The sequence below is a fragment of the Streptomyces sp. Edi2 genome (assembly GCF_040253635.1).
Lineage (GTDB): Bacteria > Actinomycetota > Actinomycetes > Streptomycetales > Streptomycetaceae > Streptomyces.
On the sequence record NZ_JBEJGX010000003.1, the window covers coordinates 303012 to 318574 of the forward strand.

At 69.4% G+C, this 15563-nt stretch carries 14 protein-coding genes; 7 read left to right on the top strand and 7 right to left on the bottom strand.

The window, feature by feature from the left end; genetic code table 11:
- Nucleotides 1–21 precede the first annotated feature (21 nt).
- A complete protein-coding gene (locus ABR737_RS04815) occupies nt 22–351 on the top strand; it encodes a DUF4326 domain-containing protein (protein ID WP_350248940.1) in 330 nt (109 codons plus the stop codon).
- A gap of 72 nt (nt 352–423) precedes the next feature.
- On the opposite strand, the gene ABR737_RS04820 is transcribed toward ABR737_RS04815, so the two are convergent.
- Nucleotides 424–807 (bottom strand): DUF3662 domain-containing protein, encoded by a 384-nt coding sequence (locus ABR737_RS04820; protein ID WP_502964281.1) that lies wholly within the window; start codon nt 805–807, stop codon nt 424–426.
- A gap of 184 nt (nt 808–991) precedes the next feature.
- Between ABR737_RS04820 and ABR737_RS04825 the strand changes: the two genes are divergently transcribed.
- Both ABR737_RS04825 and fabV read left to right on the top strand, forming a co-directional pair.
- Nucleotides 992–1558 (top strand): GNAT family N-acetyltransferase, encoded by a 567-nt coding sequence (locus ABR737_RS04825; RefSeq protein ID WP_350256674.1) that lies wholly within the window; start codon nt 992–994, stop codon nt 1556–1558.
- Between the two features lie 659 nt (nt 1559–2217).
- The gene (gene fabV, locus ABR737_RS04830) at nt 2218–3426 is read left to right on the top strand and encodes an enoyl-[acyl-carrier-protein] reductase FabV (RefSeq protein ID WP_350248942.1); all 1209 of its coding nucleotides are present in this window, start codon (nt 2218–2220) and stop codon (nt 3424–3426) included.
- A 375-nt stretch (nt 3427–3801) separates the two neighbouring features.
- Here fabV and ABR737_RS04835 read toward each other — a convergent pair whose 3' ends face one another.
- From ABR737_RS04835 to ABR737_RS04850, 4 genes are all read right to left on the bottom strand, one after another.
- Nucleotides 3802–4239: an ATP-binding protein gene (locus ABR737_RS04835; protein WP_350248943.1), complete on the bottom strand. Its 438-nt coding sequence runs from the start codon at nt 4237–4239 to the stop codon at nt 3802–3804.
- Nucleotides 4240–4725: 486 nt separating this feature from the next.
- Nucleotides 4726–5829: a CPBP family glutamic-type intramembrane protease gene (locus ABR737_RS04840; RefSeq protein WP_350248944.1), complete on the bottom strand. Its 1104-nt coding sequence runs from the start codon at nt 5827–5829 to the stop codon at nt 4726–4728.
- Between the two features lie 420 nt (nt 5830–6249).
- Complete coding sequence (locus ABR737_RS04845; protein ID WP_350248945.1) at nt 6250–7647, bottom strand: purine-cytosine permease family protein; 1398 nt, start codon at nt 7645–7647, stop codon at nt 6250–6252.
- 200 nt (nt 7648–7847) lie between these two features.
- Nucleotides 7848–9641, bottom strand: coding sequence for a pectate lyase-like domain-containing protein (locus tag ABR737_RS04850; protein WP_350248946.1), 1794 nt, complete (start codon nt 9639–9641; stop codon nt 7848–7850).
- 245 nt (nt 9642–9886) lie between these two features.
- On the opposite strand from ABR737_RS04850, the gene ABR737_RS04855 reads away from it, so the two are divergent.
- Nucleotides 9887–10222, top strand: a complete 336-nt coding sequence (locus tag ABR737_RS04855) for a hypothetical protein (RefSeq protein WP_350248947.1) — start codon at nt 9887–9889, stop codon at nt 10220–10222.
- A gap of 66 nt (nt 10223–10288) precedes the next feature.
- On the opposite strand, the gene ABR737_RS04860 is transcribed toward ABR737_RS04855, so the two are convergent.
- Nucleotides 10289–12124 carry a glycoside hydrolase family 15 protein gene (locus ABR737_RS04860; RefSeq protein ID WP_350248948.1) on the bottom strand — a complete coding sequence of 612 codons (1836 nt, stop codon included), beginning with the start codon at nt 12122–12124 and terminating at the stop codon, nt 10289–10291.
- Between the two features lie 329 nt (nt 12125–12453).
- Here ABR737_RS04860 and ABR737_RS04865 point away from each other — a divergent pair, with 329 nt between their 5' ends.
- Nucleotides 12454–13422, top strand: coding sequence for a trypsin-like serine peptidase (locus tag ABR737_RS04865; protein ID WP_350248949.1), 969 nt, complete (start codon nt 12454–12456; stop codon nt 13420–13422).
- A 166-nt stretch (nt 13423–13588) separates the two neighbouring features.
- Nucleotides 13589–14086 carry a potassium channel family protein gene (locus ABR737_RS04870; RefSeq protein WP_350248950.1) on the top strand — a complete coding sequence of 166 codons (498 nt, stop codon included), beginning with the start codon at nt 13589–13591 and terminating at the stop codon, nt 14084–14086.
- A gap of 37 nt (nt 14087–14123) precedes the next feature.
- Here the strand turns inward: ABR737_RS04870 and ABR737_RS04875 are convergent, their stop codons facing one another.
- Entirely contained in the window at nt 14124–14918 is a 795-nt protein-coding gene (locus ABR737_RS04875; RefSeq protein WP_350248951.1) for an alpha/beta fold hydrolase, read from the bottom strand.
- 216 nt (nt 14919–15134) lie between these two features.
- On the opposite strand from ABR737_RS04875, the gene ABR737_RS04880 reads away from it, so the two are divergent.
- Nucleotides 15135–15467: an MmcQ/YjbR family DNA-binding protein gene (locus ABR737_RS04880; RefSeq protein WP_502964470.1), complete on the top strand. Its 333-nt coding sequence runs from the start codon at nt 15135–15137 to the stop codon at nt 15465–15467.
- Nucleotides 15468–15563 lie beyond the last annotated feature (96 nt).

Here is a 15563-nt window from a genome sequence, read left to right on the forward strand (position 1 = left end):
ACGCCGGGTGAGAATGACGGCATGACACGTACGACGGTCGTCAATCTCAAGGGCCACCGGGACGACCCGGAGTACGCCGACGTGGTCTACGTAGGGCGTGCGATGCACCGGGGCGGCTGGCACCTCCCGGCGTCACCACTGGCCAGTCCATTCCGCCCGGGCCGGGACGGGTCCCGCGCGGAGGTGCTGGCGAAGTACCGCGCCTACCTGCTGGAGCGCCCTGACCTGCTCGCGCTCCTGCCCGCACTGCGCGGATGCCGGCTCGGCTGCTGGTGCGTCCCGGAGCCCTGCCACGCCCAGGTGATTGCCGAGATCGCCGACGCGACGGAGATCGCCGACTCGACGGAGTGAACCGAGTGAGGAGCCCTGCGGGAAGCGGAGGGGGCGGCCGGGCTCGCCGGCTCGGCGAAGCCCGGCTCCTGGTCACCCCCAGGGGCCTGCGGCACCAGCGGGAATGTGCGCAAGGGCCGCGCTCGACACGCGATACCGGCCGTTCGGCACTTCGCCGAGGGTGACATGGACGGTCAGGGGGCCCGCCCACTCATATCCGCGCTCGGCGGCGTGCCGGTCCAGCACATCGGTCAGATGCCGCCCCACCTGCCCGCCGCGTGCGGCCAGTTCATCGTGCACCCTGTGTGCGAGCTCGACGGTGTAGTCATTGGGCACGAGGACGCGGCTCTCACTGCAGACGACCGCGTGCTCATCGCACTCCTGACGTAGTGCGTCGAAGAGCTGAACCGGGTCGGTCCGGAAAACCTTGGCCAGCAGCGCACGCTCGCATTCCTCCACCACACGTTCCCAACGCATCAGCCATCCCATGGAGATCGTCTGCCCTGGGACGGGGTGCGCATGCAGGCCTGGTGTCGGCCCTGGCTCGCCGGAGGCCCGCAGGAGACCAGGTCGCGGGCCAGGATCGGCACCAGGCCCTCCGGCCACCAGGAAATTCCTTGGCCCCTCTTGCGCGGACAGTCACAATGAACGGGTGCCGATCATGACCTTCCCGGAACCCGGTGTCCCGCCCGCGCTGCGTACGCAGGTGGCGGAGCTACGGGACGAGGCCTGGCCCCCGGACTCCGCTTCGGCGCCCGGTACGTTCGCCCACGACCCGGCCTTGCAGCCGGTCTCGATGCTGCTCGTGGACGGTGCCACGGTGCTCGCCGCACTGGACATCCTCACCAAGCAGATCGTCCATGACGGCGAGCGCTACCGGGCCGCGGGGCTGAGCACGGTGGTGACCCGTGGCTCCGCCCGCGGCCAGGGCCATGGTCGCCGTCTGGTGACGGCCGCTCACGAGGCCATGGCAGCAAGCGGCCCGGACCTCGGCCTGTTCACCTGCGACCGCCCGCTTCAGCCCTTCTACGAAAGCGCGGGCTGGCATCATCTGCCCGGCGCGGTGCTGATCGGCGGGACGCCCCTGGCCCCGTTCCCCAGTGACCGCCCCGGCTTCGACAAGGTCACCATGGCCGACTTCTTCTCGCCCCGGAGCCGGCGGCACCGCTCCGCCTTCCCGCACTCCCGCATCGCGTTGTACCCGGGCGAGATCGACAAGCTCTGGTGATTCCTCATGACGAGGGAGCGCCCGGGCTCACCGCATGTCCGCGCCGTGCCTGGCTCAGCAGTTCCCGGCCGCGGCGCGTCTCCGCGGCGGCGACGGACCGCTCGGCCTCCCGGCCGCTGCGGGCGCAGGGGGTGTGGGCGAGCACCTTGACCCCACCATCGCGGCGGTGCCGAGCACCAGGGTGAGGATGACGACAGCGCTCTGATCCGGCGCCGGGTCCACATGCTCGCGCTCCGCGGGCATACTGCCGGCAGAATGCCCGCGGACGGCAGCGCAGACGGTGACCCCGAATCCGGACAAGTGGGCCTGACAGCAGGCGGGTTGTCCCTCTCCGAGTCCGAAGAACCGCTGCAGCAGACTGCCGCTGAACAGCGCGTCGAAGGCTACCCCGGCAACCAGGGTGGGCCACAGCGGAACGCCGCCGACTGGGCGGGGGCGCCGGGGGGGTACGACGTCGCGGCGTCATACGCGCACGGAACCCGCGCCGCTCGACGAACCGAGGGAAAACCTCCAAAACCACCCTGCCAACACTGTGCCCGCCGAAACGATCACAGGGAGGTATGGAGGCGCAGACTGGCAGACGCGGTACGTGCTCCGGTGGCGGCCGCTTCTCCTCCGCGACCAACTGGTCGAACCGGACGAACTGAAGGACGTGCGTCATGAGCGAACGTGTCATCACCCCGCGCAGCCGCGGATTCCTCTTCCTCGACTCCCATCCGGCCGGCTGCGAGCGCCTGGTGCAGGAGATGTGGCAGGCCACCCCCTCGCCCACCCATGTCCCTGGCGACGCTCCGGTGGCACTCGTCGTCGGCTCCTCGGCCGGCTACGGGCTCGCCGCGATGATCGCCGGCCTCGCCCGGACGGGGATCCGCGGCATCGGCGTCTGCTTCGAGAAGGCCCCCACCGAGCGCCGTACCGCCACGGCCGGCTGGTACCGCACCGCTGCCACCGCTGAACTCGCCCGCCGGCACGGCCAGGAGATGGTGTTCCTCAACGGCGACGCGTTCTCCGACGAGATGAAGGAGCAGGTCGCCGATCTCCTCCGACAACGATTCGGCCGACTGGACCACCTGATCTACTCGGTTGCCGCCCCTCGGCGCACCGACCCGGAGACCGGTGCCGCCTACGCCTCGGTCCTCAAGCCCATCGGCGAGCCGTACCGCACCAAGACCCTCGTCTTCGACGCTGACGGAACTCCGGAGGTCAAGGAGGTGGAAACCCCGCCGGCCAAGGACGACGACATCGAGCAGACCGTGGCGGTGATGGGTGGCGCGGACTGGGAACGGTGGGTCGACCACCTCGCCGACCGCGGCCTGCTCGCCGACGGATTCACCACGGCCGCCCTGTCGTACATCGGCTCCCCCCTGACGGACGGGATCTACCGGCAGGGGACCATCGGCGCCGCCAAGTCCCACCTCGAAGCGACCGCCCGCACGCTCGACGAGCGCCTGGACAAGCTGGTCGGCGGCCGCGCGGTGACCTCCGTCAACGGCGCGGCGGTCACCCAGTCCTCCACCGCCATTCCCGGCATCGCCCTCTACGTCGGCCTGCTGCGCGGCGCGCTCGGCGAGGGAATGGTGCCGCCGATCGCCCAGTTGGCCGACCTGTGGGACCAACTGACCGGTGTCCGGCCGCTCGACACCGATGAGGACGGCAGGGTCCGGCTCGACGGCTGGGAACTCAACAGCGCGGTCCAGGCCGCCGTCACCGAAAGGTGGGAGTCGGCCACCACCGAGACGATCGCCCGGCTCGCCGACCTCGACTGGTTCCACGCCGAGGTCCAGCGCCTCTACGGTTTCGCGGTACCGGGCATCGACTACGCGGCCCCGACCACGATTCAGGTTCCCTGGCCGGACGCCACGTCCTGACCGACTCCGGGTGGACGAGAGAGTGCGCGCTTCGTGTGGAAATCCCGCCGCGGCAAGGGCACTTTCCTCTGCTGACGGGCGGGGCCGGAGGGGGGCACCATGGCGCGATTCCCGGCTTGCGCGGCGCATTCGATTCCGTCATCAAGGAATTCGAGTGGAGGACCGTTGGCCGCCGAGGCTGCCGACTCCCTCATACGGACGATCGGGCGGTCCATCGGTATCGACGGCAGTGATCGCGATCGCGATATCCACCGCGTCTCGCATCGCGCATCTCATATCTCCGGGGATCGACCGGTCAAGCTCTCAATCCGGGCGGTCCGCCGCGCCAGACCGCTTCGCGCACAGGCCGTGGCTCATCGGCCACGGCCTGGCCGGTCACGGTGCGTCGCGCCCCTGACAGGGAATGACCGCCGTCACGGTTTTACCGGCGAGCTCTTGCTTGATCTCTACGCTGCTGGCGATGCGGCAGACCATCGACCATCCAAAACCGCCGCCCTCACCGCTGACATCCGGGGTGCGGGGGCGAGGGAGGACCGGGCTGGCGTCGCCCACGTCAACCACCACCGATTCCGGGCCCGCCCGCAGCCGCAGCGTGCACGTCTTTCCGCCCGCGTGCCGCACCGCATTGGTCACCAGCTCGGAGACGACCAGGATCACCGCCTCTTTGGTCTCCCTTTCCGTGGCGGGCTCCATTTGTTCCAGGAAGGTGGCGGCAAGGTGGCGTGCGGGTCCGACAGCCTCGGACCGGCAATCAAGTTGAAGCTCCAGCACCGGCGACGCCGTCATGGTGCGAGGAGCCTCGGCGGTGCTCATGATAAAGCTCACCTCATATCGCGTCGTCTTGCCTTCAGGCCGGAAAGAGTTCCCTCTTCCCGGGCTACCAACCACAATTTTCCGAGGTCGGACGAAATGGTTAGCTCGCCCTGGCGGCGAAAAGCCGGCCTCGCATCCGTCCCGAGCGGACAAGGAAAAGCGGAGCGGTGTGGAACACCTCACGCCACCTCGGCAACCGGACGGCCAGGACGGTCACCGCCATGGCCATGAGGCCTGCCGCACACCGTCGGCGCCGAAATGATCAGCGCGAGAAGCGGCGTCGGCAAAAGCGGAACCACCGTCATCATCCTCCGGACAGTCGCGTGCCCGCATCCGCCGCAAACAATCGGACATTACCCCTGTTTGCTTCACGGGCCGATGGGTACGGGCCGGTCTCGCCGTCGGCTATCGCGCCGGGCCCGGCACCGACCGGCGATCGCCTCTCCATCAATACAGGCAAATGCGGACATAAATCTCTATATGCCCCTAGGTGCCGCTACGTCGAATCACACGTGCCCCTGGGTCATGTGACGGCCACTCCCGTCCGACGCGTGACGTCCACACCCGCTCGACGCCGGAGTGCGGCCGCTCCCGTCCGGCCGGGACGAGCAGCGGGCCGGCGCCGGCGCCGGTCCAGACGCCCACGCTGTGCGTGGTCGCCGCGGACGGACGCCCGGGCCGAGGCGTCCGCGCCCTCACCCGGGATGACACCAGCCTCGCCCCGACGAAGACCATCGCCGTTGCCGCCAGATACCCCAGTTCGAGCACCGCGGCATGGGTCGGGGCAACCCTCGCCGACCAGCCCGCGCCGCGCTGTACGCCCTCGAACACCACACGATTGACGCTCAGGAAGGCCACATGGGTGCCGATCGCCGCCCACAGCGGCGCAGGTCCCGGCGCCGTCCGGGCGGCCACCAGCGTGAGCCCGAAGACCGAGAGCAACACCAGGTAGGCGATGGGATCCTGCCCCTCGGGGGTGAGGCCCATCGGCGCGGACGCCACGCCCACGAGCCGGGACACCCCGGCCTGCACCACGGTGGAGGCCGCCGGCACCAGCAGGAAAACCGCAGTCACCCCCAGGGCGGAGACCACTCCGCCGAGCCGGTCGCGCAACGAGGCCCAGGCATAGCCGCGCAGCGTCGCCTCCTCGGGCAGCGCCTCCAGCAGCACGGCCACCACGGCGTTGCCCACCAGGAACGAGGCGAGGGCCGCCGGGTCCAGGCCGGACCAGCGGACCCACCCGAGCGCGGTGCCGGCCCCGAGCACGGCGGCAGCACAGGAGACGGTGACGGCCAGGCCGCGGAAGAAGCCGAGTGGCGCCGAGGAAAGGGGACCGAGCCCCAGCGGACAGCGCCTCGCCGACCGGGCGGCCCGCAACCCCAGGACGGTGGGCACGGCCAGCGCACTCACCAGCGCGGCAGGCAGCAGCTGCCGCACCAGACCGTCGGCACCGAGCGCCCTGGCGAACACCTCCCCCAGCGCATTCCCCGCTCCCAGTGCGCACGCCATCACCGCGCCGCCCAGGAACGCTCTCCCCCAGGCCCGCCCCGCGGAGCCCCGAGCCGGCGTCGTGCCGTACGTCGTAGCCATCGGCTCTCCCTTCGCGTTCGGCGGGAAAGGCGTCCGAGTTCATCCGGATACGCCCGGATGCATCCTGGTGTGTGCGCCGGAATCTTCCCCGCGCATCGAACCGGGCAGGTGGTGGGGTTCGTCACCCCGGTACCGGACGCCGGACACCGGACGGGTGCCGGACCGCCGCACCCCGCAAGCTCTTCGGGAGCTACGTGTGCCCGCGGCATCGACCATGAAGCCGCCCACCGGCGCGCCCGACACGAACGGCTCCCGAAACCCTCCTGCGGCATGACCTACCGCCGCCGGGGACTACATCCCTCGGCCCAGCGGCCGTACGCGAAGGGCGGAGAGGCCGTCCGATGACGGCGTGGAGGAGAACGGCGTCCGGACGAGGGCCCGGCACATTCGCCCGCCCGCTCCCGGCGCAGCCACGGCGGGCTACTGCTCCGTGCGCCCCGTACCCGCCGTACGCGCACTCACAAAGAGCCTCAACGGGGCATAGACCGCCACAGAAACGATGAACGCGACGTAGTAGGCGAGATCGGCGCCATGCAGTGCGGCAGCGACCGGGCCGACGAACAGGGTCGTGTCCATGAAGGGCACGGCCGCGGCGAACGCGACGACAAAGGCGAGGCACGCGGGCCACCACGGCTGGGGACGGGCGAACTCGGCCCCGACGTCGATCGGCGCGCCGTGACGGGCCTTGGCACGCAGCCTCGCGTCGACGAGCACAATGCCCACGAACCCGGGGATCCAGTAGCCCACGAACAACAGCAGGTTCTGGAAGCGCACCGCGGTGTCCGCGGCGTGCATCCACAGCACCAGCAGAAAACCGAGTACGGCCGCGGCCGCCGCGGCGAGCGGCCGGGGTATCCGTATACCGGCCGTCTGGAGCGCCAGGGAGCCGCTGTAGTCGTTCATGGCGTTGCTGCACACCGCCGCGGCCGCAACGGCCAGCAGGCCGAAGGCGCCGAGGACCCCGCCGCCCAGCAGTCCGTGCACCCCGGCAGCGGTCTGATCGGTGAACAGCTCGGCTCCCCACAGCCCCAGCGCCTGCACCCAGGCGAACGAGAGCACCATGCCGAGCATGGAGTACCAGAACATCCTGGGCCGGGAGGTCTCACGCGGCAGGTAGCGGCTGAAGTCCGACGCATAGGGGGCCCACGAGATGGCCAGACTGAGCGCAATGGTGCTGGTCAGGACAAAGGCACCCAGACGATCAGCGCCGTGTGCGGAGCTCGATACGGGAAGCGGCACCCCGGACAGCAGCTTGACGCTCAGGACCACGAATGCGGCACCCAGCACAAAGGTCATCACCGTTTGGAGCTGATGGAGCGCCTCGTAGCCGAAGACGCCGACGGCTCCCTGGAGCAGCAGGACCACCAGCGCGCCCAGCCAGAACGGCCAGCCGAGCAGCTGGGCCAGCGCCTCACCGCCGAAGAGGCCGATCAGCGCGTCCCAGGCGACGGAGGAGAGCCACTGCATGATGCCGGGCAGTGCCACACCACGGCCGAAGGCCAGCCGCGACAGCGGTAGCTGACCGGTCCCGGTCTGGCTGCCCCAGGTGCCGAGGTAGGCGGCGGGCACCGCGCCGACGACGGTGCCGAGCACCATGGCCGTGAGAGCCGTCCAGAAGTCCAGCCCCAGGGAGATGCCCACGGTGCCGGAGAAGACTCCGGTCATCGTGAGGTTGGGGGCGAACCACACGGTGAAAAGGCGGGCAGATTTGCCGTAACGGTTGCTTTCGGGCACCGGCTCGATACCGTGCCGCTCGACCGCCAGGTCACCGGGATGGGCAGGCATCCGCCCTCGGAAGGCGGATTCTTCGATGGTCATGACTCTCCAGGCTCAACGGATGCGCCGCCCTACGGTAGGCCGGGCGGTCGGCCCACCCGTCACGGCCCCCTGACGCAGCCCCCTGGCACGGTGCCGCCGGCCATGGCTGGACGGAGGCATACGCCGTCCCAGGGGGCGGTCGGTGATCACGACAATCCGAGAGACCCGATGGAGCGACCCGAGCGACCCGAGGTCAAGGATCAGGGATAGGACACCACCGTCGACGGCACCGTCGAGGTGCCCGAGGTGGGGGCGCCGACGCCGTTGATCACGTGCTCGTACTGCCCCTTGCCGCCGAGGGAGACCACGAGCAGATCGTGGAGCTTCACGCCCGGCTTCTCCGGGGCCTCGAAGCCGTGGTCCTGGCGGATGGTGGGATCCACGTTGTAGAAGCAGTAGCTGCCCAGGCCCCACCCTTCGTGCGTGGTCACCCCGTCGGCGATCTTGTACGCGGCGTACCCCTTGGTGCTGCCGTTCTGCACCGCGGCCTGGTCGGGTGCGTCGTACGCCTTCTCATTCTGGAAGAAGACGGTGCGTCCCCGCTCACCGCGCCACTCCACGTCGTACTTGTTGAAGTGCTCGACGAAGAGCCCGGTCGCCAGGACGTCATCGCCGTTGACCCGGACCCCGTAGTCGGCCCGGTTGGTCTCCCAGCCCACACCGTCCCCGTGGTCGGCACGCCAGACCCAGGTGTGGTCGACGATGGTGTGGTGGCTGTTGATCACCATGCTGGTGGTCGCCTTGCCGGCGCCCGCCCCGCCGATCCGGATGAAGACGTCCTGCACCGTGGTCGGATTGGCGGCGTGGTCTGCAAAAGCGCCCTCGGGGCCGACCTCCAGCAGCGTGGTGGAGTTGACCGGTCCGGCATCGATCAGGAATCCGGCGAGCCGCACACCGTCGACGTCGGCGACCTTCACGGCCGTGACACCGTTGTCCGGAACGAGGGTCGCATACCCCAGCCCCAGGACCACGGTGTTCGGGCGCTGGACGTCTATCGGCCGGTCGAGGTGATAAATCCCGGGCGTGAGAAGCACGTTGAGGCCCTGCGCCAGCGCGGCGTTGAGGGTCGCCGCGGCCACGCCGGGCCTGGCCACATAGAACTGTCCGAGCGGCAGGGACCGGCCTCGTGGTGTGCCGCTTCCCCAGGTGGTGCCGCGCGCGTTGGTGCGCTGATCGGGCAGGAAGACCCGGTAGTCGGCCCCGTCGAGGTAGAGGAACGGCTTTTCGCGGGAGACCGGGGTGGTGTCGAGAGTGGTGTACGGGGGGTTGGGGAAGCTCTGCGCGGGGGCTCCCTCGACCCCCGAGAACACCATGTTCCACACGGCGTTGTTCCAGCCGCCCACGGAACTGTCGCGGCTGTACCACTGCTGCTGGGAGTACGGGCTCACCGTGCCGTCGATGCGGCTGTCGGCGATATAGCCGCCGCTGGCCCAGCCGTAGCCGTCGGGTGCCAGGTTCAGCCCGCCCTTGACGTGCATCCGCCGGAACGGGGCCGCCTGGGCCACCGCCCACCGGTTGGTGCCGTTGGCGGGGCGCAGCGCGAGGTTTTCCGCCGAGCGCCAGAAGTTTTGCGTGGCATTGCCGTTGAACCAGCCGGCGTCGACGGTCACATCACCGTTGAAGGTGGTGTCGTCGGGTGACAGCCCGAGGCCCGCGATGGAGGTGTAGAAGCCGAGCTGGGCGTTCAGCCCGTTGTAGGTGCCGGGTTTGAAGAGGAGTTGGTACCTCCCGTCGCCGAACTGGGCCGACTCCTGCCGCCGGAAGATCTCGTCGAGCTTCCCCTGGATGTCGGGCGTGGCGGGATCGAAGACCAGCACGTAGGGGCCGAGGTCGCCGCCGCCCGGCAGCCCCGCGGCGGCCGGCGCCGCGGACGCCCGGGAGGAAAGGACCGGCAGGCTCGCGGCGGGGAGCGCGGCTGCCATCGCGGCCAGGACTCCGCGGCGTGAGGGTCTTGGCGCGGGGGACGCCGTGGCGTCGGTGGGGGGTGTGGGCATAGCGGCTCTCCTGATTCAGGAAGTGAACGAGTGATGTTCATGGGAGCGCTCTCCTGCCCGATGCATGTTCATTGCATGGGAACGGTGCGTCAAGCCTTCCGTCGGAATCCGGCGTCTCACTCCTGACGCCACATCAAATAACAGCCACTTTGGGCATGTTGCTGCCGCACTGGGCCGAACCGGGGCCCGTCGGACACACGCCCTCCGTGTTCAGTAAATGTCGACGGAACGTGCAGCGGCGGGGTGTGCGCACACTGCGGGGTCATGCCCATGCCACAGATTTCCCCGGCTCCGGACGCCACCGTGGTGCGCGGCGCACGAAGCAGTACTCCATCGAACTGTGCCCCCGCGGCCCGATCGATGACCGTGATCCGGTGCTGTGGGCCCTGGTCCGGGACGAGGAGCCGGCCGCCTCCGGTCTGCCACGGCTGCGCTACCGGCTCCCGCTGCCGGCCGGCAGCCAGGACAAGGTGACAGCGGCGATCCGCCAGTACCTCGCGCCGCACCTGTGGTGGGGCGAGGAACAGCGCGAGCCCGGCCACCTCGGCCGCCCGGACGTCAGCCGACGCCCCAGGTCCTGAACGATCCTCAGATCCTGGGCGACCGTGCCGCTCCGCTGCGTGCCGCCCGCCGGGTTGTGCGGTGCGTCAGCCCAGGGCCCGGTCAAGGTTGAACGCGGCGCTGATGAGGCCGAGATGGGTGAAAGCCTGGGGGAAGTTGCCGATCTGTTCGCCGGTGTGGCCGATCTCTTCGGCGTACAGACCGAGGTGGTTGGCGTAGGTGAGCATCTTCTCGAAGGCGAGCCGGGCCTCGTCCACCCGGCCGGCGCGGGACAGCGCCTCGACATACCAGAACGAGCAGATCGAGAAGGTGCCCTCCTCGCCCCGTAGCCCGTCGGGGCTCCGGCGGGGGTCATAGCGGTAGACCAGGGAGTCGGACACCAGCTCCTCCCCCAGCGCATCGAGAGTGGAGAGCCACTTCGGGTCGGTGGGAGAGATGAACTTGGCCAGCGGCATCATCAGGACGGACGCGTCGAGGACTTCGTCGCCTTCGTGCTGGACGAATGCCTGTCGCCTGCTCGACCAGCCGCACTCCATGATCCGCCGGTAGATCGCGTCGCGGGCATGCGCCCACCGGGGCATATCCGCCGGCAGACCCCGATGGGTGGCGATGCGGATCGCGCGCTCGATCGCCACCCAGCACATCAGCTGCGAGTACAGAAAGCGCTGAGATTTGCTGCGCGTCTCCCAAATGCCTTCGTCCGGCTGGTCCCAGTGGTCGCAGACCCAGTTGACCAGGGTGCCGACGGTGGCCCAGTGCCCGCTGTGCAGCGGCTCCCCCCATTTGTCGTAGAGGTAGAGCGAGTCGATGAGGGCCCCGTAGATGTCCAGTTGGAGCTGGTGGACGGCCTCGTTGCCGATCCGGACGGGCGAGGAGCCCAGATGCCCTTCCCAGTGGAGGAGTTCTTCCTCGGGGAGTTCGCTGCGGCCGTCGATGCCGTACATGATCTGCAGCGGACCATCGGAACCGTCGTTGAGGGCGACGTTCTCCGACAGGAAGTGCACAAAGGCCTTGGCCTCATCGGTGAAGCCCAGTCTGAGCAGTGCGTAAATACAGAACGCGGCGTCCCTCACCCAGGCATAGCGGTAGTCCCAGTTGCGCTCGCCGCCTACCTGTTCGGGCAGGCTGGTGGTGGGAGCGGCCACGATGGCGCCGGTCGGGGCGTACGTGAGGAGCTTGAGGGTGAGCGCGGAGCGGTGCACCATCTCCCGCCAGCGCCCTCGGTAGCGGGAGCGCGACAGCCAGGTGCGCCAATACCGCACCGTGGCACCGAACAGGTCTTCCGCCTCCGCCAGCGGGCAGGCCCGCGGCTCCACCCCGCCGCCGATCCGGTCGAGCGCGAAGACGGCGGCCTCCCCCTCGCCCAGCAGGAACGAGGACGTGGCGTCCGGGCCGTCGATCTCGACCGGAACGCTGGAGGTCAGCGCCAGAGAGAGATCCGGGGACTCGAATACGGTCTGGCCCTGCCGCGCGCTCACGGTGTGCGTACTGCGCCCGTAGTCGAAGCGGGGGGCCACCCGTGCGGTGAACGGCAGGGCCCCGCGCACACAGAGCACCCGACGGATCAGCCGGTGGCGGTCCGCCTCTTGGGAGTCGCCGACGATCGGCATGAAGTCCTGAACCTCGCCGACGCCGTGGTCCGCAAAGAACCGCGTGATCAGGATGTTGGTGTCGGGAAAGTAGAACTGCTTCGTCCGGGCGGGAACGTCCGGGGCCAGTTCGAAGGCTCCGCCCCGGTCGGCGTCGAGGATCGCCGCGAAGACACTGGGGGCGTCGAAGCGCGCGCAGCAGTACCAGTCGATGGTGCCGTTGGTACCGACGAGTGCGGCCGTACGCATGTCCCCGATCAGGCCGTGCTCGGCGATGGGGGTGTAGCGGAGTGCGTCCGCCTTGCTGGGGCGGAGGCTCACGGCGGCGGTCATCCGACCTCCCCGGACGGGGGCTGCAGGAGCAGTGGATTCAGGTTACCTCCGTGCCGTCGCGGGCGGCGAGCGAGCGGTGTGCGCCCGGGACCGACTGCCGGGCTGTCACCGTGCGTGATCCCTACTCACAGAGGGAGTCGGCAAGGCTGCTTCCGCCGGCCACCGTCCCGGGCCTGGCTGCCTCGACCGCGGCCGCCGCGAGGTCTCCTGGCAGGCAGCGGGAATTCCGGCCCGGCCTCTCGCGCTGCGCCCCTCCGCCGTAGGACGATGACACGCTCGCCTCGCGCCTGCCCCGTTCCGTACGCCATGCCCTGGGAAGGACCCGGATCATGAGCAGACCGACTGCTGCACACGGCCGCCTCGCCCTCTGGCTCACCACCCTGCTCCTCGGAATGTCGCTCGCCCTCGCGCCCGGGCCCCTCGCTCACGCAGCGGGTGCGCCGGACGGCCCCGCTCACCCTGCCGCGTCGGCCGGCGCCTACTGGACCCCGCAGCGGATGCGGGCCGCACAGCCCGCCGTGGCCACCAGGAGTGGAACCGCGCCGCGCCCGGCAGCGGGCACCACTCCGCCGAGCCACCCGTTCGACGGCCTCCCCCAGGTGGGAACCTTCTTCTGGACGGACGGCAGCAACACCGGGCGGTTCTGCGGCGGCACGGTCGTGCGCAGCCCGCATCGCGACCTCGTGGTCAGTGCCGCACACTGTCTGCGCTCCCCCGACCCGAAGCGGCACCTCTCGTTCGTGCCGCAGTACCACGACGGGCTCACGCCGCACGGGATCTACCCCGTCGACCGCATCTACCTCGACCAGCGGTACTACGACCTCGGAACCGACGCGGGGGCCCGCTGGGACTTCGCGGTCGTGCGACTGGGGGCGAGGAGCGACGGGCGGGAGGCGGAGGACGTGGCCGGCGGCTTCGACCTGCTCCCGTACCCGGGGTACGACCACCGGAAGGTACGGCTCATCGGCTACCCCGGCAACAACGACACCAGCCACCCCAAACCCCTCGACTGCACCTCCTCCACACACCGCTACACCAGCACCGACCCAGCCGCCCCCGGGGACTTCCTGGAGATCGCCTGCGCGGGCTACATCGGCGGCACCTCCGGCGGGCCGTTCCTGGTACGGGACTTCACCGGCTACGCCCTGATCGGCGTCATCGGCGGCTACCACACCGGCGGCGACTTCCCGGACGTCTCCTACAGCTCCTACTTCACGGCGGACACCCTGGCGCTCTATGCGCACGCGGTGCACGGCGATCCGCCTGCCGCACCGCGCCAGGATCCGCCGTCGAAGTGATCGTGGACCTCTCCGGGCATTTCCTCGGGCCCGGTGAATGTCAGCCTTGATGTGAGCGTTCACGTCCGCGTTAATGTCCGCGTTGAGGTCCGCTTTAGGGTCCGCGTCAGGTCAGCGATGGCTCAGGGCTGGTTTCCACCAGACCCGCAGTGGAAGGTGACGCCCGGTGGTGCCGTCGTTTCTCTTGTCCGTGCTGAACCGCCTCTTCGGCAATGAATCGTGGCGTCGGCTTCATGCACAGGCGGCGCTCTGGGTCACGCTGGCCATGACCGCGGTACTTCTCGGCGGTGCCACTCTGGTCGTGGTCGCCGAATCCGGTGCGCCGCACGCCAATATCACGTCTTACCCGAGGGCATTGTGGTGGTCGATCGAGACGGCGACCACCGTGGGGTACGGGGATTTCTATCCGGTCACCCTGTGGGGCCGCGTCATTGCTTCGCTCCTGATGCTCAGCGCCATTACGGCGTTCGGGGTCATCACGGCCGCCCTCGCCACCTGGTTCGTCGGGCGCGCGGAGCAGGACGTGATCCGCATGGGCAAGGCGGTGGGGAATTATGCACGCGAGGACGCGGAAGCGCTCCGCTCGGAACTGCATACGCTGCACACGCGCTTCGACCACGTCGAGAACCTGATCCGGGACAAAGGCTCCCACTCCCCCTCTTGACCGAGGGGCGTTGCGGCCCCCATGCCGCGGTCCATGGCTATACCGAGGCGAGGAAGCCCCGGACCGCGTCCGCAAAGCCGACCGGGTCGTTGGCGTACAAGAAGTGGTCCGTCCCCAGTTCGACGACCCGTGTGCCGGGCCGCCGAGCGGCCATCTGTGCTGCCTGCTCCTCCGAAAGCACGCCGCCTTCGGTGCCGCGTATCAGCAGCGCCGGGCAGGTGGAGCGGGTCCAGTCGGCCCAGTGGTCGCCGTGGACCCGTTCCTCGGATTCGTAGATGTCCTTGGGGTGGAAGTGCAGGCCCCAAGTTCCCTCCGGCCGCTCGCGAACGGCCGATTCGAGGAAGGGGGCGAACGGTCCCAGCCGCGCCACGAAGGCCTCCCGGCTGGGGCAGGTGTCCTCCGGAAGGTTCAGCACGAACGCCAGCGGGTTGCTGCCGTCCAGGCCGAGCTCGGCACAGCCCTCGCCGTTGACCAGCGCGGTCACGCGCTCGGGGTGGCGGGCGGCGAACTGGTAGGCGTTGATCGCGCCCAGCGAGTGGCCGAGGAGGGCCGCGCGGTCCAGTCCCAGGTGGTCCATGAGGGCTTCCAGGTCGGCGAGGTAGCCCTCCCGGCTGTAGTCGGCCGCCCGGTCGGAATCGCCGTGGCCGCGCTGGTCGGGTGCGATGACCCGCCAGTCCGGGGCGAGGCGGGCGGCGAGATCGGCGTACGACATGCCCTCGGACATGTGTCCGTGCAGGGCGAGCAGCGGGCGGCCCGGTCCGCCGAAGTCCACCCAGGACAAGGTGCGACCGTCGAGGGTGAGCGCGGAACGCCTGGCGTCGTCGGTGTTCATGGGGTCACCGTAGACGGCATCTATACGGGCGTACAAGACGCTTGTTCAAGACAGTCGTATGAACCTCAATGCCATGCGGTCGACCACCCGCCTGACGAGAGAGAGGCGCCTCGAACTCCACAAAGGTGTGCTCTCGTTGAGCTACACCTCATCTGCTGGAACTGCCTCACAGAGGCCGCATCGTGATCGCGTACGGGCCCTAAGCTGGTGGCCGTGATGGATTCCGCCGATGTCCGCCGTATCGCCCTTTCCCTGCCCGAAACGGTGGAGAAGGTGGCCTGGGAGATGCCCACCTTCCGGGTCGCCGGAAAGATGTTCCTCACGATTCCCGACGATGAGACCTCGTTCGCCGTGCGATGCCCGAGGCACGAGCGGGAAGAGTTGATTGCCGCGGAGCCGGCGAAGTTCTGGGTACCGCCGCACGAAGCCGGCTCCGCCTGGGTGAGGGTACGGCTGGCCGCATTGGAGGACATCGACGAGCTGCGGGACATCCTCGTGGACTCCTGGAAGCAAGCAGCTCCGACGCGGCTCGTGGATGCCTTTCCCTGAACGGACTGAGTCGGCCCGCCCTGCTGAGCGGGCATATCCTGCCGATTCGGCATGCCCTGAAAATAATGCGCCCTGCACGCACGCAATGTGAGCGAT